General features: G+C 43.3%; 14 protein-coding genes, 1 pseudogene and 1 riboswitch. Of the genes and pseudogenes, 4 read left to right on the top strand and 11 right to left on the bottom strand.

Features of this window, described 5'->3' with window-relative positions; genetic code table 11:
* Window positions 1-409 precede the first annotated feature (409 nt).
* A complete protein-coding gene (gene arcA, locus ACHUGF_RS12320; protein ID WP_394131578.1) occupies window positions 410-1,126 on the bottom strand; it encodes a two-component system response regulator ArcA in 717 nt (238 codons plus the stop codon).
* Between the two features lie 633 nt (window positions 1,127-1,759).
* Between arcA and ACHUGF_RS12315 the strand changes: the two genes are divergently transcribed.
* The 3 genes from ACHUGF_RS12315 to ACHUGF_RS12305 all read left to right on the top strand — a co-directional run bounded on the left by ACHUGF_RS12315 (window position 1,760) and on the right by ACHUGF_RS12305 (window position 5,413).
* A complete protein-coding gene (locus ACHUGF_RS12315) occupies window positions 1,760-2,197 on the top strand; it encodes a DUF3293 domain-containing protein (protein WP_394131576.1) in 438 nt (145 codons plus the stop codon).
* 370 nt (window positions 2,198-2,567) lie between these two features.
* A riboswitch (Lysine riboswitch) is annotated at window positions 2,568-2,743 on the top strand.
* A 136-nt stretch (window positions 2,744-2,879) separates the two neighbouring features.
* Window positions 2,880-4,280, top strand: a complete 1,401-nt coding sequence (gene lysC, locus ACHUGF_RS12310; RefSeq protein ID WP_394131574.1) for a lysine-sensitive aspartokinase 3 — start codon at window positions 2,880-2,882, stop codon at window positions 4,278-4,280.
* Between the two features lie 11 nt (window positions 4,281-4,291).
* On the top strand, window positions 4,292-5,413 hold the full coding sequence (locus ACHUGF_RS12305; RefSeq protein WP_394131572.1) for a succinylglutamate desuccinylase/aspartoacylase family protein: 1,122 nt from the start codon (window positions 4,292-4,294) through the stop codon (window positions 5,411-5,413).
* A gap of 118 nt (window positions 5,414-5,531) precedes the next feature.
* On the opposite strand, the gene ACHUGF_RS12300 is transcribed toward ACHUGF_RS12305, so the two are convergent.
* The 10 genes and pseudogenes from ACHUGF_RS12300 to ACHUGF_RS12255 form a co-directional block, all read right to left on the bottom strand.
* Window positions 5,532-6,656, bottom strand: coding sequence for a site-2 protease family protein (locus ACHUGF_RS12300; protein WP_394131571.1), 1,125 nt, complete (start codon window positions 6,654-6,656; stop codon window positions 5,532-5,534).
* A gap of 147 nt (window positions 6,657-6,803) precedes the next feature.
* Window positions 6,804-8,474: a DUF342 domain-containing protein gene (locus tag ACHUGF_RS12295; protein ID WP_394131570.1), complete on the bottom strand. Its 1,671-nt coding sequence runs from the start codon at window positions 8,472-8,474 to the stop codon at window positions 6,804-6,806.
* Between the two features lie 317 nt (window positions 8,475-8,791).
* Complete coding sequence (locus ACHUGF_RS12290) at window positions 8,792-9,826, bottom strand: methyltransferase (protein ID WP_394131569.1); 1,035 nt, start codon at window positions 9,824-9,826, stop codon at window positions 8,792-8,794.
* A 193-nt stretch (window positions 9,827-10,019) separates the two neighbouring features.
* The gene (locus tag ACHUGF_RS12285) at window positions 10,020-11,357 is read right to left on the bottom strand and encodes an alkaline phosphatase (RefSeq protein WP_394131567.1); all 1,338 of its coding nucleotides are present in this window, start codon (window positions 11,355-11,357) and stop codon (window positions 10,020-10,022) included.
* 9 nt (window positions 11,358-11,366) lie between these two features.
* On the bottom strand, window positions 11,367-12,317 hold the full coding sequence (gshB, locus tag ACHUGF_RS12280) for a glutathione synthase (RefSeq protein WP_394131566.1): 951 nt from the start codon (window positions 12,315-12,317) through the stop codon (window positions 11,367-11,369).
* 62 nt (window positions 12,318-12,379) lie between these two features.
* Window positions 12,380-13,123: a 16S rRNA (uracil(1498)-N(3))-methyltransferase gene (rsmE, locus tag ACHUGF_RS12275; protein ID WP_394131564.1), complete on the bottom strand. Its 744-nt coding sequence runs from the start codon at window positions 13,121-13,123 to the stop codon at window positions 12,380-12,382.
* Window positions 13,124-13,200: 77 nt separating this feature from the next.
* Entirely contained in the window at window positions 13,201-13,926 is a 726-nt protein-coding gene (locus ACHUGF_RS12270) for an endonuclease (RefSeq protein WP_394131586.1), read from the bottom strand.
* A gap of 121 nt (window positions 13,927-14,047) precedes the next feature.
* Window positions 14,048-14,521 (bottom strand): annotated as a pseudogene (locus ACHUGF_RS12265) (SprT family zinc-dependent metalloprotease); the annotation flags it as partial.
* 163 nt (window positions 14,522-14,684) lie between these two features.
* A complete protein-coding gene (locus tag ACHUGF_RS12260) occupies window positions 14,685-15,851 on the bottom strand; it encodes a pyroglutamyl-peptidase I (RefSeq protein ID WP_394131562.1) in 1,167 nt (388 codons plus the stop codon).
* A 166-nt stretch (window positions 15,852-16,017) separates the two neighbouring features.
* A complete protein-coding gene (locus ACHUGF_RS12255; protein WP_394131560.1) occupies window positions 16,018-16,929 on the bottom strand; it encodes a LysR family transcriptional regulator in 912 nt (303 codons plus the stop codon).
* Between the two features lie 124 nt (window positions 16,930-17,053).
* On the opposite strand from ACHUGF_RS12255, the gene ACHUGF_RS12250 reads away from it, so the two are divergent.
* Window positions 17,054-21,604, top strand: a complete 4,551-nt coding sequence (locus ACHUGF_RS12250; RefSeq protein ID WP_394131558.1) for an ATP-binding protein — start codon at window positions 17,054-17,056, stop codon at window positions 21,602-21,604.
* Window positions 21,605-21,728 lie beyond the last annotated feature (124 nt).

Here is a 21,728-nt window from a genome sequence, read left to right as displayed (position 1 = left end):
TTACTCATAGATGCTACTGAGGCTACAAAATAACTGAAACGCCCCCTTTTAGGGGGCTGAATGAAAGCCACCTTCTTGAGAAGGTGGATTCTTTATTGCATGTGGATACTCCCACAACTGACGAGCGTGAGAGAGTTTGGCAACTATACACATAGATATCGTTGTTTGAACATTTGCAGAGTCTTTGTACTGAATCTTAGTACTGAGAGCTAGCACTGAGAGCTAGCACTGATAACTAGCAGTGAGTGTTTAGATTAAGTGAGGGGTGGCTAGCTCTTTAGCTTTACTGTGACACTACTGTAAAGCGGCCTTTCGATAGTGAAAGCAAGATACATAAAGGCTGTAATCAAAAATCAGGCACAAAAAAGCCAGACTTGTGTCTGGCTTTTGATAACAAACTAGCTTGTTATTAGTCTTCTAAGTTACCGCAGAAACGGTAGCCTTCACCGTGAATCGTTGCGATGATTTCTGGCGTGTCAGCTAAGCTCTCGAAGTGCTTACGGATACGACGGATAGTCACGTCAACAGTACGGTCATGTGGCTTAAGCTCGCGACCCGTCATTTTCATTAGTAGGTCAGCACGAGTTAAGATTTTGCCTGGGTTTTCAACAAAGTGAAGCATCGCACGGAATTCACTGCGTGGTAGCTTGTAAGACTCACCTTGTGGGCTAACTAAAGAACGGCTGTTGATTTCTAAGCTCCAGCCATTGAAACGGTAGTATTCAACACTGCCTTTCTCTTCAGCATCAGTACCTGTGCTGTTTACACGAGTTAACAGGTTACGTGCACGGATGGTTAATTCACGTGGGTTGAATGGCTTAGTGATGTAGTCATCAGCACCAATTTCTAGACCTAAAATCTTATCTACTTCGTTGTCACGACCAGTTAAGAAGATTAAGCCGATGTTGTTGATTTCACGCAATTCGCGAGCTAGCAACAAACCGTTTTTACCAGGAAGGTTAATATCCATAACCACTAGGTTTACTTTGTTGTCCTGCATCGCTTTATGCATTTCTGCACCATCATTCGCTTCAGTTACAACATAACCTTCAGCTTCAAAAATGCTGCGTAGTGTATTTCTGGTTACGGCTTCATCTTCAACAATAAGAATGTGCGGGTTTTGCATAATTAAGTTACCTAATTTTAAAAGTCTGATTCCTAGCTAAAAGACTAGGGCTTTGCGGCACTTCTTCCCTTTAAATATAAGTGCGCAGTAATTCGATTGTTCAGTGTTTAGCTATGTCTGCCCTGAAATAAACACTCGTATCTGCTGAAAAATAATTTTCGTAGAGTCACATCGTTCAGTGTTGGTGTTAAACATGCCAACTACCCAGATAAAACGATGGAAAATAGCGTCTAGCCTGTTGTTAAAAGTAAGAGGCGTTGAAAGTAATAAAGTTCCAAGGCAACTTGTTTATTTAATTAATTTAATGTTCATTAAATGTAGAACAAAAAAAGTACAGGTGTAAACTTAGCGAGCGTAAATATCAATCATAAGTGTCAAACACTGGTAATCAGGTTATCTATTTGATTGTTTTAGCTGCTCAATGATGCATATTGTACTCGTTTTAGGCATTTGTTAACAAATGAAATGTTAACAAAATTTCTAAGTGGCGAGGTGGTAAAGATGTTAAATTTAATTAAGCTGTTGATATTGCTGTAGTTATTAATTTTACAACTTGTGATTGATATCACGTTACTACCAGTGTTAGTCGCATTCTGCTACACTCTTTTGGGCTCTTTTGATGAATTAGTAGATATGAATATTGTTAATCAAAGCTTGTGGCAACACTATCAAAGTACTCAATTTTTACTGACTCAACGACTATCTAACCACTTTTCTTTTGCCATTATCACGGCACACAATCCTCAAGGCGACAAGCTCACCAGTTGTCAAAATAGACTGTTAGATAAGCAACTCTTGCGCACAATTATGCAATTGAAGCGTCCATATCGTGCTTTAGTTGGTGCTGCACCAGACCTGTCGCATATGGAAAAGAGTTGGGCTGTATTTATAGAGAAAGAACAAGCATTAGATCTTGGTCGTCAGTTTAAACAGCATGCTATTTACTACGTTGATAGAGGAAAATTGTTTTTAATCGGCTGTGCACAACCTGATGCGCAGGAAGTCGAAATGGGACAATTTGATCAACGCCTAAGTATTGTCAATGAGTTACCCGATTTGATTGATGATTAATTAATGGTTTAAAAGGATGCTGAGGCATCCTTTTTCATATTTCAATTAAGCCAATGCCACTAGTGACTGTGAATGAGTTCAATGCTAAGTGTATTAATGCTTTAGTTTACTACCTGTATCATTATTGTTGTCGTGTACGTGAACTGCGGACTGTTGAAATGTGGACATTATGCTGTAGTTAACTTATTTATCTCAATCATTTAGTTGTTGGTCATTGGATGTTGCCGTAAAGGTAAGTGTGATAAATACACATTTGAATAAAATTTAGCTGTTAAGTCGCAGTTTTGTGATGTTTAAACTAGGTTTATTGGCCCTTGTTATTGACTTTAACCTAAAGTTGTTGATATTTTGCTCCTTCCTTCCCTTGGGAGGGCACAGAAGAGGAGCGTTAACTAGGTAGTAAGCTTGAGGAAGGTCGATTCCAATGACAGCTTATGAGGGAGATTAGCGCCGAGGTACGAATGGGTTGACCGCCAAAGTATCGGTTGTTGAGGTTGAATCCTTGCAATTGTCACCTGTATTTTTTGGTGGAGAGCTTCTGGTGGTGATTGCTGTTTCCCTGTCAAAGGGTGCGTTATCGTTGCACCAGGCTCTTCGAACGTTGTAAGTTCGGAGTGTATATCATGTTTTATTTTCTTAACCCTGCTTTTGCTTCTACATTTATGCTTGTGGAGGTGAACTAATGTCAGTTATTCAACCATCGGCCGATAATGGTCAAATCCAGCCTAGTCAAGAAAAGCTTGTCGTAGCCAAGTTTGGCGGTACATCCGTTGCCGATTACGATTCAATGCAGCGTTGTGCCGATATCGTATTAGCTAATCTCAATACCCGCGTTGTGGTCGTCAGCGCATCGAGTGGCGTTACAAATTTATTGGTTGCCTTGACTCAAGCCAATGTAAACGACGAACGTCGATTACAATTACTAAAAGACATTGCGCAAGTGCAGTACCGTATTATCGATAACCTGCAAAGCCAGCAAGAGGTTGCAGCCACGATTGATAAGGTACTTAGTCAGATGGCTGTACTGAGCGAATCATTGTTACTTAATCGCAGCAAAGCCATCATGGATGAGTTGCTGGCTTGCGGTGAGTTATGTTCATCAACGTTATTCTCGGCGGTTATTCGTGAAAAAGGTGTCAAGTCTCAAGCGTTTGACGTTAGAGCAGTGATGCTTACCGATAGCCATTTTGGAAAAGCTGAGCCGCAAATTGCAGAAATAGCACAGCGTGCTCAAACCTCATTAAAACCATTATTAGCTGACAATATTATTGTCACTCAGGGCTTTATTGGTGCAGACATCGAAGGCCAGACAACGACATTGGGACGCGGTGGTAGTGACTATTCTGCGGCGTTATTAGCGGAAGCTTTACAGGCAAATGCTGTAGAAATTTGGACTGATGTAGCTGGTATATATACTACCGACCCACGTTTAGCGCCTAATGCGCGTCCTATCCCAGAAATCAGCTTTAATGAAGCGGCTGAAATGGCGACATTTGGCGCAAAAGTATTACACCCCGCCACCATTTTACCGGCAGTGAGACAGCAAATTCAGGTATTTGTTGGTTCAAGTAAAGCGCCAGAGTTAGGGGGCACTTGGATCCGTCATCAAGTCAATGAAGCGCCAGTTTTTAGAGCGGTAGCATTACGCCGTGATCAAACTTTATTGAACTTGCACAGTTTACAAATGCTACATGCACAAGGTTTTCTTGCTGAAACATTTGCAACCTTAGCTAGACACAAAATCTCTGTTGACTTGATTACGACCTCAGAAGTTAACGTTTCTTTGACCTTGGATAAAACCGGATCAGATTCCAGTGGTCATGGCTTATTAAGTGAGTCACTATTACAAGAGTTATCACAGCATTGTCGAGTGCGTGTCGAAGACAAGCTGGCTTTGGTGGCGATTATAGGTAATCAGATTGCTTCAACCGCGGGTATTTGTAGCCGTGTGTTTAAGGTGCTGGAACCACACAATGTGCGTATGATCTGTCAAGGTGCGAGTCCGCATAACTTGTGTGTGCTAGTCACCGAATCTGAAGCGCCTCAGGTGATTAACGCGCTACATCAGAACCTATTCGAATAACGGAAGATGCTATGACAAAAGCTACTCGCTCTGAGGTGCAAGTTGGAGAGCTTGCAACAGGGCAAGCACTTACAGTACCGCTATTTACTTTCCAAGGTGAAAGTTGCGAGGCACCAAGTGTGTATATTCAAGCCAATGTGCATGGTGCTGAGGTGCAAGGTAATGCCGTAATTTACCAGCTGATGCAGATGCTGGAAGGGTACGATATTGTCGGTGATATCAAATTGATACCACTGGCGAATCCACTGGGTATAAATCAGAAAAGTGGTGAGTTTACTCTTGGTCGGTTTGACCCTATAACTGGGGTGAATTGGAATCGTGAGTATTATGATCACGATGTGGATATTGCCGATTGGTATCAACAGCACCAGCACCTTGATAACCAAGCATTAATAGCATCATTTAAGTCACTTCTATTAGCATCTTGTCAAGCAAGGCTGAATAATGCGTGGGGAATTTCGACTGGGCATCGCTTGGCAGTGACCTTACAAAGCATGGCGCATCAGGCTGATATTGTATTGGATTTACATACTGGGCCTAAATCTTGTAAGCACCTATATTGTCCTGAGTATGATATGGCCGCAGCCAAGTTTTTCTCCATACCTTATACCTTGGTGATCCCTAAAGAGTTTGGCGGAGCAATGGATGAGGCTGCTTTTTGTCCATGGTGGCAGTTGGCCGATGTTGCTAAGCAAAGTGGTAGAGCGCTAGCTTTAGATCACGGTGTGCCAGTATCGGCCTTTACATTAGAACTTGCCAGTCAAGAGCGAATCGATTTAGCTGACGCAAAAGAAGATGCGTTGGGTATTTTAGCTTATCTAAGTCATCGCGGCGTGATAAAAAATAAGGTGCAGCCAGCTGACATGCCGCGCTACGGTTGTTATTTAGCCCATTATCGTAAATTCTACGCCCCGCAATCGGGTATGGTTGAGTATACGGCTAAATTAGGCGAACCATTAGTGGCAGGCGAGCCGTTAGTGCATCTATTGAGAGTGGAAGATTATGGCTCTGATAACGCCTTACTGCCAGTGTCATTGCCCCAAGACTGTATACCCATTTTGCATTTTGCTTCGGCTTCGGTACATCAAGGTACGGAGTTGTATAAAGTAATGACTGAGGTATTTGAACTGTAAGCTTCTTGCTTTAGTTTGTTATCTAGCAGCCATGATATTCTCGCATCAGCTTACTATCTGACGCGAAATTATCATGGTAGTCATCTCAACTGTTTCTTTGACTAATGGTGTTAATTCTTTAGCTACGCAGGATCTCCAGTGGCAAGCTCAACATATCATCACCACTGCCTGCAAAGTACCAAATAATGCTAACCAAGGCGCCAACCGTAGCGAAGTACCATACCGCTGAGAAAATTTGCCCATACCTGTCGAGCGGCAGTAAGTGACTTTGATGACGGGTTTTCCACTCCAATACAATTTCTAAGCTACCAATTAACAGTAAAAAGCCTAATAGGGCTAAGCCTAGGGAGTAACTGAGCCAGACACCAAAAGCCGCAGCTACAACACACACAATCAAGCCCACCATAGAGTTCATTGAAAAGCTGATGCTCTTGAGGATATGACCGCCATCTAGAGGTAAAATGGGCAGTAGATTAAACAGGTTAAGTAGCGCGTTAAAACTGGCAAGTCCCGCAAAAAAGATATGGCCTGTTATCCAATAAGCTATTAAACAAAGCAATGACATAAATAGGCCAAATGTAGGCCCCATAATGGAAATCACTACATCTTGCCAGCGGGTGTTAATCCTTTCATCACTGAGCGCTAACCCTCCCATGAATGGGATCAAATAAATGCCTTTGGTTTTCATGCCGAAATACTTCATTGCGCGAATATGACCATATTCATGAAAAACTAAACATGCGATCAGTGCTAAGGCAAACTCTATTGAAAATAGCCAAGAATATGCCGCTACGCTTGCCCCAGCCAAAAGTGCTTTAACCACTTTGGCGCTTTTCAGCAGCTTAAAGCCCAATGAGGCTAGGCCGATTAAACTAAACTTTTGCTGCTTTGCAGGGGCGACTTCAGGTACCTGACGTTCAATATCTTGGGTGCTTCGCTCACCTTCTGAGATAAGCTTATCTCCTTGCCACAATTGATACTCAAGTATAAAAGGCTGCCATTGCACCTTACTGACCAAGCGAACTGGGATCGTTTCTGCAGGTATTGCTTGCTCTGGGGGTTGTATCATGGGATCTGCTCGCTTGGCTGCCAGCGTAAAAGTATGCTCTATTTGTGCATCTCCATTGGGGGAGGCAGCCACTTGTGAGACTAATTGATTGTTCCAAAATAGTTGCTGCCAACCTGCCATTGACCCTTCTAGGCGTAATTTCTTACCTAAACAGTCAATATTTAAAAGCTCCATGAATATGGCCTTATTAATGCTCTGCACTGAGTGCATGATTAGTGAAGTGTGTTGATATTTTGCCAGATAAGCGGGAAGGGGAGAAGCACCCGCTTGTTTAGCGGGTGCTACTGATCAGAAAGCCAGCAAAAGCGATACTAAATGAGATTAAGACTTGGCGTTATAATCGAACACAATTTCTTGGTTGATATTTTTAACCACACATTGGCCATGCTCGCGCTGTGCTCGGTTGGTCGCTTTTCCAATGTGAACTTCTACATTGGTATAAATATGTTTATTGGCCTGAATAAAGTATTGATTGAAGTAGTCGTCGACTTCATCTTGAATGAGTTGTTGCTCCAACTCCTCTTTTTGCTTCTCTTTCTCCATCACTTTCTTTTGTTCGAACATCATCTTAACTTGCTCGACCATGCCAGGATCATTTTGCCATTCAGTTTTGGGTGGTAGCTGGCGAAGGCGCGCTTCTATATCGAGGTTGGCAACAACCATTGCCCTGACACTTTCATCGAGCTCTTTGAGTTGCGCTTTCAGGTTGCTATGTTCCATCGCGCAATACAATACTGTTTTAGTGCCTGCAGTGGCACCAAAAGCGACGGCTCGGATCCCTTTGTTGGCTTTTGCTATACCGCCGACGAGATCGCCGCGTCGGTTAGAGGGGTCGCAAACATTGATGGTCTCTTTTGATTGAGTATGGCTGTGCAATAATTGCTTGGTAACAAGAATTTCTCCCTCAGCTTCAAGGTTAGAGTACTGCACAAACTGAGCACATATTTGACCTTTTGCCTTTATTTGGGTGCTCAATTCTCCGCTTTTGTCTTGGCGTCCAATGATGCCTTTACTGACAACAATATCACCATCCGCTTCAATCGAGGCTGAATCCACAAAGCCCATCACTGTCACATCGCCAGTCGCTTTAACCTGCATGCCCTCTTGGACATCACCTTTGATTAAGACACTGCCCTTGAAATTAACATGCCCATATCGGACATTGACTTCTTTAATTTCGAGCGTGTCGTCTACCTGCATACCTGTGCGAGTTTCAACGGGTTGGCCAGGCTCTGTGGCAATTAATTCATTTTGGTTATGAGGATTTAGGCTGGTACCAGTGCCTGGAACGAGTTGTTTGTCTTTGCCCGGTTTTTGTTGCAAAACATCACCATGGACATTGTAACCTGCCACTCCCTCTGTTGCTGGTGACTTCACCATTAATACATCGTTAGGTTTGACTGTGATCATTGAGCCAAGATTACGCATATCTACAGTGCCATCATCTCGCTCTTGTGGCTTTAATAGCCGCTCACGGGCAAGTGACACCTTGCGGGTTAATTCAGCATGTTGGCCATTTTCAGCTAATTTCCCCACCGCGATGACATCACTGGCTTGTTCCCCTGGCGGTAAAATATCGAGACGCTTTATTAAGCCAAATATTTTGGGTTTACTAAGTCCCATTTTGACATTATTGGCTTTAAGTACTTTTAAAATATCTGGTAAAGCCACATCTTTACCACCGTAGGCAGAGTGTAGGGTTAGCGTTGCTTGCATTTTATCATCGCTAATTACTACTTCTGCGTGGCCGTCAAAACGATCAGCGATGACAAAAAATAGTTCATGTTCCCCTGAGTCTTGGCCACATAAAGCATTCACCTCTTTTATGGCTTTGTCTATGCCGTGTTGATTTGGGCACAGAGAGATGAATTCAGGTAACTGAAGTAATTCTAATATTTGATCGGCGGAGATTGGCCCGTGGGTGTTCGGAACCAGTCGTAATTCGACTTGGCTATGATCTGGACTTAAACAAGCAACAGTAGGTGCTAACATAGTGACCTTATATTATTGTTTTTATTTTTCTTGTGGCTCTTTTTACATTGCAAAAAACCTTACACTTTATGTTGAATGTAAGTGTGCAGGTTGCAGTCTAAAACATATAGGTAAATACCAGCAGGTTGCAATATAACTGTCTGAACTTTAGGTAAAAGTAATGCAAACGCCTAATAGCTATATGTTTTTGACAAGATACATATTGTAAAAATATCATCCCAATCTAACGGAAATTAATCGGATAAGCCAGTGAAATAGGTGAGGGCTGTCGCAAATATAGCCAGAATATTTGCGACAAAAGTAGGCTGCTCGAAAGGTTACTTGTGGCAGGCGTACAGCTTGTATTTGTTGTTTTCAGCAGGTACGTCGAATGTGCCAAAGTTATCTTCAATCAATTGTGCGTAGGGTAAGTGGCGATTAGCAACGATTTGCCATATACCATTTGAGCGTAACTGTTGTGCACTGTGTTGTACAAAGTCTTGCGCAATTTGAGTGGTTGCTTGGAGACCATCATGGAACGGTGGATTAGAAATAATAGCGTCAAATTGTCCGTCAATTTGTTTAAATCCATCAGAGGCATACACTTTCGCTTCCAGACCATTGGCGGCAAGTGTTAGCTGACAAGACAGCAATGCCATGGCATTAATATCAATGCATTCTACTTGTAGTTGAGGGTTCTCACGAAGTAATGCCGCGCTTATCACGCCTGCACCACAACCAAAGTCGAGTACTCTGCCAGATAACATAGGTAAATGTGCCAGTAGCAACTGTGTACCCATATCAAGTTGCTTCTCACTGAATGTACCGACGACATTGCAAATAACCACTTCACCTTTGGGGGTGGATAGCGAGTATTGACTCACCCATTGATTGATATCTAGCTGCGTTGGCATCTCTACCAAGGGCGCACTATACAAAATGCAGTGTCGTGCATTGTCACGTTTTAATGGCTTGGCAAAAAAAGAGGGCATTAATTTGGGCAGAGACTTTATGCCGCCTTTGTTTTCACCGACGACTATTACTTGACCATCGCCGTTTAAGTGTTGCGCTGCAAGGTGGAGCAGATAAGGCGCGAGTGCTTTGGCTTTCGGAAAGTAAATAATAACCGTATCAAACTGCTTATTACTTAATTGCTGTGGTAATTGATGGCCGAAATAGCAGTCTAACTTATCGCTAGCGAGTGGTGACAGAGCTAAGTGATGATTAAAGTCTAACGCTAATGCAGTGACCGAATTTGCGCTTTCAAGTAATTGTTGGGCTAGGGTGTCTGACTCATAGTTGATAATCAGTACATCTTCATTTTCAACAAATTCGCTGTTACGTAATATGACTTGTGATGGGTTACTTAGCACTGTATTGACTCATCTAGGTTGATTTTAAAAAACAAACAAGGCAAATGCCTTGTTTGTGGTAAAGGTGTGATTAGCAATGTACACCCGATAGCTTCTTTTAAAACACATTATCAGAACAAATTTACTGCGCTAATTTACAGATATTAGCGTCAAAGCAAATAATTCGTACATATGATTAGGCATAAAGAAAAACTTACTTGCTCGGTAATAAGCTAATCATCTTTTTGGCGATATCCGTGTTGTCTTGGTTTCCATGGAATAAACTCGCGCCAGGACCTGCTGCAAATACTTGTACGTCTAATGCTGTATGCCCTGTGCTTGTCCAGCCAGTATTGGTTCGCTTATCGATAACTGATTTAATCGCTTGTCTCATGGCTTTCTCACCTTGCATACGTGCGTTGCTTAGTGCTTGTTGCTCATCAGCAGTGAATTCAAAAGCCAATGCTTCTGTTAACGGTAATTGCCAATCATCTTGTTCGATAGCCAGTTTAGCCAAAGCACGTGGCGTAGCAGTGATGTGATGTAGCAATTCAGGGTGCCATGCGTATTCGCCATTGGCACCAACAGATAGGCCGCCAGTGTTATGATCAGCGGTGACAACTAGCAAGGTATCTTGGCGAGAACGAACAAATTGCTCTACGACCTCAATGGCATTAGCAAATTCGTCCATCTCATGCATTGCTGTGGCAATGTCATTACTGTGACCGGCCCAGTCAATCAAGCTACCTTCTACCAACAATATGAACCCTTGCTGGTTTTGAGACAGTAATTCTAGTGCTTTTTGGGTAATGTCGCTTAAATGATTCTGGCGAGACTCAATGGCCCATGGAAGTTGAACATCAGCAAAAAGCCCTAATACTTTTGGTTGGGTTATATCAGCAAGTTGCTCAAACTCTGTAATATGTTGATAACCTTTACCGGTGAACTGTTTGAGCAGCGCATCGGAAAAGTATTTTTGTCCACCGCCCAAAATCACATCAGCCTCTGATGTTAAGTATGCCTCTGCAATCTCAACATAGTTTTTACGACTTTCATTGTGGGCCATAAATGCTGCGGGTGTGGCATGATTGACTTGTGATGTCACAGCGACACCTGTTGCCATTCCGCGCTGCTTAGCGAGTTGAAATATCGTGGTTAGCGGTTGTTTTTGCTCGTTAACTGAAATCGCACCATTATAAGTTTTATAGCCAGTGGCTAATGCTGTTGCGGACGCAGCGCTGTCGGTAACATAACCACTGCTTCTCGCTGGGTATGTTGATGACATACCCACTAACAATCGGTCGAAGACCGTTTGTTCAATCTCTTCAGTTTGCGGGTTATTTTTAAAAAAACGATACGCCGTTGTATAGGCAGGTCCCATACCATCACCAATCATGATCACCATGTTTTTAGGGCGAGCAGCTTGGTTCGCTGGGATAACTTGTTGGCTAGCAATCGTGGCAACAGTTGGCGCTAAGTTATCAACGTCAGCCTTTACATTTGCTGTGAATGCGACAGCAAATGCACAGGCTATGATAGTGAACAATCTCATGATAATCCTTTATTTTAATTTAATTCTGGTTTCAATTGCATCCATCAACATGCCGGTAATATCCACATCAAATGCAGCTTCAATTTCCTTTATGCATGTTGGGCTTGTGACATTGATTTCGGTAAGTTTGTCGCCAATTACATCTAAACCTACAAAAATCAATCCGCGTTTTTTCAGTTCTGGCCCAATGGTGCGGGCAATATGCCAATCTGACTCTGATAATGGTTGAGCAACACCACTGCCGCCTGCCGCCAAATTACCACGGGTTTCACCTTTCATTGGAATACGCGCTAACGAAAAGGGGACCGGTTCACCGTCTACCACTAAAATGCGTTTATCGCCTGAAGTGATGTCTGGAATAAATGCTTGCGCCATCGCATATTGCTGACCATGTTGAGTTAGGGTCTCAATGATGACACCTAGGTTTGGGTCTTTTTGTTTAACTCGGAAAATAGATGCGCCGCCCATGCCATCAAGCGGTTTTAAAATGATGTCACCTTTTTGCTGGTGGAAAGCACGGATACGCTGTTCATCACGAGTCACGATGGTTTCTGGTGTAAACTCTGAGAACCAAGCGGTGAATAGTTTTTCATTTGCATCACGTAAGCTTTGCGGCTTGTTGACGATGAGTGTACCCGCTTCTTCAGCGCGTTCAAGCATGTAAGTGGCGTAGATAAATTCAGTATCAAATGGCGGGTCTTTACGCATTAATACCACATCGAGATCGGCGATTGGTGTATCCACTGCATCGCCTAACTCAAACCAGTTATCAGCATTATTTTCAACCGTTACTGGACGCATGTTTGCCATGGCAACACCATTGACCATCGCAAGGTCATGCATCTCCATATAAAACAACTGATAGCCACGTGCTTGCGCAGCCAACAACATGGCAAAACTAGAATCCTTTTTGATATTGATGTCACCAATCGGATCCATCACTATGCCGAGCTTAATCATCTTGTTGTCCTTTTAGTTGCTAGCCAACGGCTAACGAAATCGTTTGTTTGGGCAATATCACATTAACCAATATCGCCAAATTTCATTTGTAATGCGGTTATCGCAGTTAATGATGCGGTTTCTGTGCGTAGCACTCTTGGGCCTAATAACACATCGGTAAACTGGTACTGCTCTGTCATGGCAATCTCTTCTGCAGATAAGCCACCTTCAGGGCCAATTAATAATCGTGCACGCTGACTCGATACTTGCTCTGGTGTTAGGCCGTTAATGCCGTGAGCTGCGCGAGGGTGCAAGTTTAGCTTAATCGCAGAGGTTTGTTCTTCACACCATTGCTGTAGTGTCATGGCTGGTCTCACTTGCGGTATGGTACTTCTACCTGATTGCTCGCAAGCACTAATCACAATTTTTTGCCATTGACTGATTTTTTTCTCTAAACGTTCACCAGTGAGTTTAACGCCACAGCGCTCAGAAAACAGTGGGGTAATAGTATTTACTCCCAGTTCCACTGATTTTTGAATGGTAAAATCCATGCGATCGCCGCGGGAAATCACTTGGCCTAAGTGAATATGTAAAGGTGATTCATTGTCAACTTGCTGTTCACTTAAGACCGACACAGTGACTGATTTCTTACTTGACTCAGTAATTGTGGCCAGATAATCGATGCCCGTGCCATTAAAGATGATGAGCTGCTGGTCGACGTTCATACGCAGCACTCGGCCAATATGGGCAACGCCATCAGCATCAAGTGCCAAGGGTTTTCCCATTTGAATGTTGGCACTGTCTTGAAAAATTCTTGGCACTCTCATCGCTACAAACCTTATGTTGAACTATGGGTCGCTGTATGGGTTTTACTATTAGTAATAGCCTTAAAGCATTCACTAGCTTACTGGGTGAAGCCTAGATTTTGGCATTGTTTATCAACAAATTCATTATGATTACCCTGTCTTTGGGCAATTAATCTATCGCGCTTACACTCTATTTCATCCACTGGATGCATCTTATCCCAACCATTGAATAGTTTATATTGGCTAGATGACAGTTTAAATCCATAACGTTGGTGCATATATAAATAGGTACGGGCAATGGCTCCACGAGTATATGCTGGTGGCTGAGCTTTTCTGCCTTTGAAATCGACTACCATTTGGCATTGGCCATATTGGGTCGGTTTTCCATTCCAATCGCTGAAGCGGTAATTACTGCGGTCACCGTTAATTTCCCCAATAGCAGGTACGAGATTATGCAAATCAGCTTCCATTCGCTTGAAGCCTTGATCTGTGCGACCACAGTTTCTACGTCCGCCATCTTGCCAGCACTGGCGTTGATGTCCCATTTCCCATGCAGGCACCACGTGTTCCCATTCAATGCGGTTAGCTCTGACTTGTTGCTTACGAATTGTGTAGCCACAATCTTTGAGTTCTGGCTGCCAAGATTTACCCTTGATGGTGATATCACAACCACAATAGAAGCTTTCATTGGGAAGTTGTTGATAAATCTCTCTGGCAAAACGCTTAGCTTGGTTAAAGCTACTTGGATGTTGAGCGGCAACCGCATTCGAAAAACTGGCAGGCGCAATCCAACTGATCGCAGCCACAAACAAACTCAAAATGATAATACGCACATTAAACCCTAAAACAGTCAATCTAAAGATAAATAAGGTAGATGCTGGCTGAGCCAGTCAAATTTGAGCGAGATGTTAAGGGATAGCGTACAGTGATGCAATCACTATGAAGTTAGTTTGCAAGGGACAGCATATCTCCACAGCGCTTACAGCGATAATTGATTTGGCCACGCTGTACTTTGTTGTGTCTGCGAATGGTTAACGGTGTGATGCCACAAGCACATCGATAATCAAATTGCTTGCCTTGAACCGAAGCGACATTCAGTTGATGGGTCGTTCTCGCTGGTTGTTTAAATACACCTAGCATGATGCTCTGCCACTCTTTGCCATGGGGTTTGACTTTGCCAAACAGTTGATAGGCGAGTAGGTGGCTAATTTCGTGAGGCAAAACATGCTCTAAAAACGTCTGAGGATTTTCGTTCAATAAGATAGGGTTCAAGCGAATTTTGTTTAACTGTAAATGTGCGGTACCCGCACTTTTGCCTCTGAGTGTAAATTGCACTAGCGGTCTGGGAAATGCGCGTTTGAAATATAGCTCAGCACGTTGGTAATCAGCTTCTAGTTTTTCGTGTATTTGTGTGGTGAGGTGGTTAGCTAGCATGTTTCTTGGTTGTAAGTCATTCTGCTAAGCATGGTGCATGGCTGTTCATGTTTTGGCAAGTTTTGCGTGGTTGGTAATTGATAAAGGCTATTGCTGCCACATTTACAAAAAGACCCAGCATCTGCTGGGTCATTAATCAATCACCCGTTTATAGTGTTGATGCCGCAGCGGCGACCATAGCTTTGACTTGATCTGCAATGTCAGATACAGCTTGTGAGTCATGACCTTCGACTTTCGGGGTGTGAATATGACCTACAGGAATATTGAGATTGAACTGTGAGCGCAGTAATAAGCTTCTATAAGAAATTTCATTAGAAAGATAACCACCACCAGAACCTTCAACAGATGTTGAATGGGTTAACTGGTTGATTGAGCTTGCTGAGAATTCGCCACGGCTCAATGTTTTCACATTGTGGTTGTCATTCACTTTCCAGTTGCCTGGCACTTGAGTCATCACATGAGCGGGTAATGAGTACTCGATAAATTCCGGACCATTAAGTGTGCCACCATTAAATAACGGTGCAAGTGGACGTTGATGGCTAGCACCTGTGAGTACATTTAAGTTATCAGGGGCTTCTGCACTTCGGTTTCTACCCGGGAAACGCTCCAAGTCAAAATCGTCACGCCCCATACTGACCGTTACGACCATATCAATGCTGTTATTTCTGAAAAACGGTGTGAGTAACGACTCGATAATACCCTCATCAAAATCGGCAAATCTGACGGGGATCATCACAGTTTCTATTTGGGCCTGCTTACCATTCACATCAAAGGTGTAGCCGTCTAGGCTCAGCGCGGTGACACCGGATGGATTACTTTGGCCAATATCACGATCAAGGAAAAAAGGATCAAAGCCCGTGAGTAAAATTTTAATGCGTGTTTGCTCATCAAAGTGAATGTCACTGAAACCGCGTGAAGACTTTTCAACAGCATTGACTAGGATATCCCTTTGCCAAGGCACAATATTAAAACCTGCATTTTGTTGCTTTAATGCAGCACGCATTTGTAAACGGCTCCAGTAAAGTGGGCGGTCATCGCTGTTACCTGATTGCACATCTTTTACGGCTTTTTGCCACAGTAACTTGCCCTGCATGGCAATATCTTGGGTGACTTTTAGTTCATCATTGGCACTGTTTAAGGTGCTTTCAAGTGATTGAACATCGGTGTGATAACGCATCATGACTTGTGGAATCAACTTTCCGGCTTGGGTGATGCGATCTTCCTCGACATCAAGCGCGATATTGGCACTGACTTGGCTGGTGGCTAATAACAAAAGCGAGCTGAGTGTTAAGCGCAGAGAGTGATGTTGTTTCATGTTTATTCCTTTAAAGACCATGGTGCTGTCCCTCATCAACAGGTTAATGCCGACAAAACTACACAGTATGAAATCTATTATGGCGCAAAAACATCGAGTTAACACTGTGCTTTATTTAGTTATATCACATTAATGCAATCTTTAAATCATTGGTTATAAGTCATGATTAGTTCATTAGGGTATGCAAGGACTCTTGACTACTGTAACGCTTACTAAAGAAGTCGAGGAACGCACTAATATTGGTCGCCAGTTGTCGACGGCTTGAGTAAACGCCATAGATTTTAAAAGGCTCAATAGGCCACTCTTGCAAGACAGGGACTAATGAGCCTGCGGCAATTTCTTGTTTACAGCTTGTATTAGACAGCATGGCAATGCCGTAGTCGTCCATGGCAAAGCGTTTGACCATGTTAGCTGAGTTAACACGCACTTTTCGTTTAAAGGTGGTCATGGTTTTGCGATTGCCTTTACCTAACGGCCAAATCGGCGCTGATAAACGTGTACCAAGTAAAATACCATCATGTTGTGCCAGTTCTTGAGGGGTGGCAGGTGTGCCATGTTTCTTAATATAAGCTGGGCTGGCCACTAATATCGGTTGTCTTTCGAGTAACAGTCTTGCGACTAAATCAGAAGATTGCAGTGGGCCATACTTGATGGCGATATCATAGCCTTCGCCAACTAAGCTGACATCATTATCAGTAAATTGAATATCGAGCTCGATATTCGGGTACAAGCGCATAAAGCTAGAGCATAAATGACCAATCACTTCCTGAGAAAATGAGACGGGAATCGCAATGCGTAATGATCCTGAAACATCACTATGGGTATTCTCAATAGTCGCTTTGGCCGCTTCCACTTCAGCACCGATAGATTCACAGTGCTGAAAGAACAAAGCACCTACCTGAGTAAGGCTTAAATTTCGGGTGTCTCGTTGTAATAAACGCACCCCGAGTTGCTCCTCAAGTTGGGCAACTTTACGACTTATTGTTGATTTAGGTTGTCCGATGTCTCGTGCTGCTTGCGAGAACCCTTTTGCTCTCACCACCGCTGCAAACAGCATCATACCGTTCAAATCAGGCATTCTGGTCTCACTGTCTCATTTTTGGAACAAAGCGTCCAAGGCATTTTATATGGTAATTGACTAAACAACAAAGTTATATTTACGCGTTAATTATTTGAGGCTAATAAAAGCAGAGGAATGTGCGATGACTAGCAAGCAGCAGCCCGCCACCACGAATCAAGTTGTTTCGGCTGACCCGCTATTTTTACAAGCGGAACATCTAGCCAAGGATTTTTCATTATTTCCTGCTCACAGTAAGCAGACGTTATCAGAAGAAATCAAAGGACTTATTTCTGAAGATGCCATCCAATCAAACCTAAAAGAATTGGCATCTTTAGACGTTGACGGATACGTCAACAAAGTGATCCAACCAACACAAGATAAAAACCGTTTTGGTGCAAAGAAAATGATTGCCGATTTAAAAGGCAAACTCATTTCAGAAAATCATCAAGGTTCATTTTATAGTGCCGAAATCGAACTGGATTTTGGTGCGCGCACTCGCCGTGTCGGTTTTATTGCTCAAGAGCGTTCCACTGCCAATGGCGCCTGGATGCCCGAGCACCATTTATTAGCCTGTAAAGCGATTCGTCATTTCGCAGAATTGGCCATGCCGATTGTTTACCTTATCGACACCCCCGGTGCTGATGCAGGTGAGGTGGCTAACAGTAATAACCAAGCACATTCAATTTCTAAAGCCATTGCAGAAAGTGCCAATGTAGACGTTCCAACGTTGGGTATTGTGATTGGTGCGGGTTACTCTGGTGGTGCTATTCCTTTAGCAGCAGCCAATATTCTTCTTTCTGTACGTGACGGTATTTTCAATACTATTCAACCTCAAGGCCTACAAAGCATTGCGCGTAAGTACAACTTGTCTTGGCAGGAATGTGCTAAGTCAGTGGGTGTGTCACCTGAAGAACTATACACAGCGGGTTGTATTGATGGTGTGATTGACTTCTCACCAACTGACCGCGATGACCGTCAGCACAACTTACGCCGCTCAATTATCAGCTCTATTGAAGCGATTGAACGTGCTGCAATGAACTTTGTACGTGAGTCTGCTGATTTAAAAGAACATTATGAGCGTAGTCTTGAGCGTTTCTTAGCCCCTTCTAAAAGCCTAGTGACGCTTGAAAGCAACACAGGTTTAGCAACGGCAAATAGCCCGACGATGCACCACAATATCTTTGGTAGTGCATATCGTTACTTACGCTATTTAACATTACGTAGCCGTATCCATTCAATCTCGCAAGAGCAGTATGGTCGTCTATCTAAAGTGAGTGTACCGGAAGGTGACTTACTTGAGCGTATTGCGCAAGAGCAAGAGCGTGTATTCCAATCTTGGCTTACTAGCCCAGATAAACTGGTTTATGACGAGCAGCTAAACAAGTTATGGGGCAACTTTACCGCTAAGCGTGATGAAGTGTCTACTGAGCGTAACATGCTGACCCGCTTCATCTTAGGTGAGCCAAAAGAAAACTATAAGAAAGCACGTAAGGCGCTATTGTTTAATATCGGTTGGTCGCTATACCACCGCTGGAAGAGTAATGCGGCTAATAACTTCAAAGGTTTGATTGAGTACCTAGAGGCGCTACCTAAAGAGCGTACTCAAGCACAATGGCCTGAACTCAATGAGCTGACCGTATTAGACGTGGTTGTGAACGACGAACTACGTGAAGACTTTATCTGGCACTGTCATAACATTCTTATCTTCAACGCACTTTATGACAATGTAGTAGGCAGCCTTGCGTCAATCTCTAAAGAAGCGATGATGAACAAGAGCCTAGCGCGTGAGTCAGTTGATGACTTATTGCATAAAGCGATTGATAGTGCATTATCTAAGGGTGAAGCTTCTTACGATAAGAGCAAGTTCTACAAGTGGCTAAAATACTTCATGAACCAATCTAACCGTGCAGACTTGCTTACGCGAGTTGAGCAATGGAAGAGTGTTGGTTTCCCACAATTAAACGATTCACTGTTTGTAATCTTAACTTACTTCTTTGAGCGTCTTCTGCCTGAATATTTTGACAGTGAAGACGAGAACGATAAGTACTCGGGCGCGATTAACCCAGTACGTATTGGTCGTCGTAAAGACTTCTGGAACCGTCTCACAATGGGCTATCAGGATTTGCTGATCCAGAAAGTACTTCGTGAAGAAAAGAAACAAGGCAAAATGGGCTGGGAAAATGTCATCAATAAATTCTTTACTGAATTTGATGAAATTGATGGCGACAAAATGTCGGCAAACTTGCTTAACTTCCCAGGTTTCCGTTTATCGATTGAAGATGCAATTGACCGTGGTGTTCGCCCATGTGGTTTGATTACTGGTCTTGCCGATTTTGGTGAAGGTGATCAGAAACTGCGTGTGGGTGTTGCAGTATCGAATACCGCATTCCAAGCCGGTGCGTTTGATATGGCCAGTGCTGAGAAATTCAGTGCGCTATTAATCGAGTGTGCTAAGCGTAAGTTGCCAGTGATTTGCTTTATCAGCTCCGGCGGTATGCAAACTAAAGAAGGTGCAGCCGCACTATTCTCTATGGCTGTGGTTAACGACCGTATTACCCGTTTCATTCGTGATAATGAATTACCAATCCTGATGTTTGGTTTCGGTGACTGTACAGGTGGTGCGCAAGCGAGTTTCGTGACTCACCCATTGGTGCAAACGTACTACTTGTCTGGTACAAACATGCCGTTTGCTGGCCAAATGGTTGTACCTGCATACTTGCCATCAACTTCGACACTATCTAATTACCTGTCTAAAACGCCAGGTGCGATGAACGGGCTAGTGCATAACCCATTCAGCGAGACGCTCGACAACCAGTTATCAAGCATCGACCCAATGATGCCAATGGCTGATAAGAGTATTGGGCAAGTGATTGAGCAAGCGTTCTCTTCTATTGTGCCTGAGCGCGTAGAGGTAGAAGAAGAGATTGTGCAAAACGACCCGCGGGCGTTAATGAAGCCAATCGATAAAGTACTCGTGCATGCCCGTGGTTGTACAGCTGTTAAACTGATCCGTAAGGCGCACGACAATAATATCAATGTGGTATTGGTTGCATCTGACCCAGATATGACGTCAGTACCAGCAGATATGCTGAAAGAAAACGATAAACTTGTGTGTATTGGTGGTAATACTTCAGATGAAAGTTACCTAAATGCCTACTCAGTACTGAAAGTAGCTGAATACGAAAACGTTGATGCATTACACCCAGGTATTGGTTTCTTATCTGAAAGCCCACAGTTTGCTGCACTTTGTGTAAACAATGGTGTTAACTTCGTTGGCCCAAGTGTGCACTCAATGACAACCATGGGTAACAAGTCGAACGCAATTAAGACATCGCAATCGCAAAATGTACCTGTTGTACCAGGCTCTCACGGCATCTTGACTAACGCTGAGCAAGCTGTGAACGTTGCGCTTGAAATTGGTTACCCTGTATTGCTTAAAGCCGTACAAGGTGGTGGCGGTAAAGGTATTCAGGTAGTTGAGCGTCCTGAAGACATGATTGCACTATTTACGCAAACGTCTACAGAAGCTGCTGCAGCCTTTGGTAATGGTGACTTATACCTAGAGAAATACGTGACCTCATTACGTCACATCGAAGTTCAGTTACTGCGTGATAAGTTTGGTAACACTAAGGTACTGGGTTTACGTGACTGTTCAGTTCAACGTAATAACCAGAAAGTCATTGAGGAATCAATGTCGACTATGTTGCCTGAAGAGCTGAAGAAAAAGGTGCTGGAATATACGCGTGCACTGGGTGATGCGACAGATTACATGGGCGCGGGTACCGTTGAGTTTATCTATAACCTAGATGCTAACGAAGTGTACTTCATGGAAATGAATACTCGTCTACAGGTAGAGCATCCTGTTACTGAAGCAACATCTGGTATTGATATTGTGAGTGCGCAATATGATATTGCCGCCGGTCGTTCAATCGAAGACTTAAACCCAGTTGATACTGGCTATGCAATGGAAGTGCGTGTCACCGCTGAGAAAGCAGAACTGGATAGCAACAACGTACTGCAGTTGATGCCTAACCCAGGTAAGATTAGTGAATGCATCATGCCTGAACGTGATGACATTGAAATCATCTCAATTGCCGGTACCGAGAAAGAAGTGTCGCCGTACTACGATAGCTTGATTGCACAAATCATTATTCGTGGTACAGACCGCGCCGATGTGATTAAGAAAATGTACGACTACTTAGATAGTGTTGTGATCCGCGGTATTGCGACCAACATTCCACTATTGAAGCGTATTCTTGCTGACGGTACATTTAACGAAGGTGTATACGACACTAACTACTTACCACGCTTAATGGCTGAGTTAGACGTACCATCGTTAATTGAAGAAATGGAAGAGGCAGCTGAAACTGAAGCGGTAGACACTGAATCACTTCGCGTTGGCGAGTCGAACGAGCTGAAAGTATTGGCACAAGGCGCAGGTATTTTCTATACCTCTCCTGCACCAGGTGAAGCAGACTTCGTTAAAGAAGGTGACATTGTTACTGCTGATCAGACTTTGGCACTGACCGAAGCGATGAAGATGTTCTCTCAGGTCAAACTATCTGGCTTTAACCGTAAAGGCGCAGAGCTTTACCCTGAAGATAAGCAATACCGTATTGAACGTATTCTTAACAGCAATGGCCAGCAAGTCTCTCAAGGTGACTTACTATTTGTTATCTCACCGGTTGAGTAACACAATCTGAAGAAGGTTGAGCGAAACAATGCTTAACAAATACCCGCCAATGGCGGGTATTTTTTTGTCTGACAGTGTGGCTTTTTTGTACTAAATAAGTTCCGTTTGTGTCTATAAAAAGAGC

The organism is Shewanella maritima (genome assembly GCF_043643735.1).
GTDB classification, from domain to species: Bacteria; Pseudomonadota; Gammaproteobacteria; order Enterobacterales; family Shewanellaceae; genus Shewanella; species Shewanella maritima_A.
This window is presented reverse-complemented; position numbering and strand designations above follow the sequence as displayed.

Excerpts from the sequence above, each read along its gene's own strand:
- arcA (WP_394131578.1), bottom strand. The coding sequence starts at position 1,126 with ATGCAAAACCCGCACATTCTTATTGTTGAAGATGAAGCCGTAACCAGA.
- ACHUGF_RS12315 (WP_394131576.1), top strand. The coding sequence starts at position 1,760 with ATGAATATTGTTAATCAAAGCTTGTGGCAACACTATCAAAGTACTCAA.
- lysC (WP_394131574.1), top strand. The coding sequence starts at position 2,880 with ATGTCAGTTATTCAACCATCGGCCGATAATGGTCAAATCCAGCCTAGT.
- ACHUGF_RS12305 (WP_394131572.1), top strand. The coding sequence starts at position 4,292 with ATGACAAAAGCTACTCGCTCTGAGGTGCAAGTTGGAGAGCTTGCAACA.
- ACHUGF_RS12300 (WP_394131571.1), bottom strand. The coding sequence starts at position 6,656 with ATGGAGCTTTTAAATATTGACTGTTTAGGTAAGAAATTACGCCTAGAA.
- ACHUGF_RS12295 (WP_394131570.1), bottom strand. The coding sequence starts at position 8,474 with ATGTTAGCACCTACTGTTGCTTGTTTAAGTCCAGATCATAGCCAAGTC.
- ACHUGF_RS12285 (WP_394131567.1), bottom strand. The coding sequence starts at position 11,357 with ATGAGATTGTTCACTATCATAGCCTGTGCATTTGCTGTCGCATTCACA.
- gshB (WP_394131566.1), bottom strand. The coding sequence starts at position 12,317 with ATGATTAAGCTCGGCATAGTGATGGATCCGATTGGTGACATCAATATC.
- rsmE (WP_394131564.1), bottom strand. The coding sequence starts at position 13,123 with ATGAGAGTGCCAAGAATTTTTCAAGACAGTGCCAACATTCAAATGGGA.
- ACHUGF_RS12260 (WP_394131562.1), bottom strand. The coding sequence starts at position 15,851 with ATGAAACAACATCACTCTCTGCGCTTAACACTCAGCTCGCTTTTGTTA.
- ACHUGF_RS12255 (WP_394131560.1), bottom strand. The coding sequence starts at position 16,929 with ATGCCTGATTTGAACGGTATGATGCTGTTTGCAGCGGTGGTGAGAGCA.
- ACHUGF_RS12250 (WP_394131558.1), top strand. The coding sequence starts at position 17,054 with ATGACTAGCAAGCAGCAGCCCGCCACCACGAATCAAGTTGTTTCGGCT.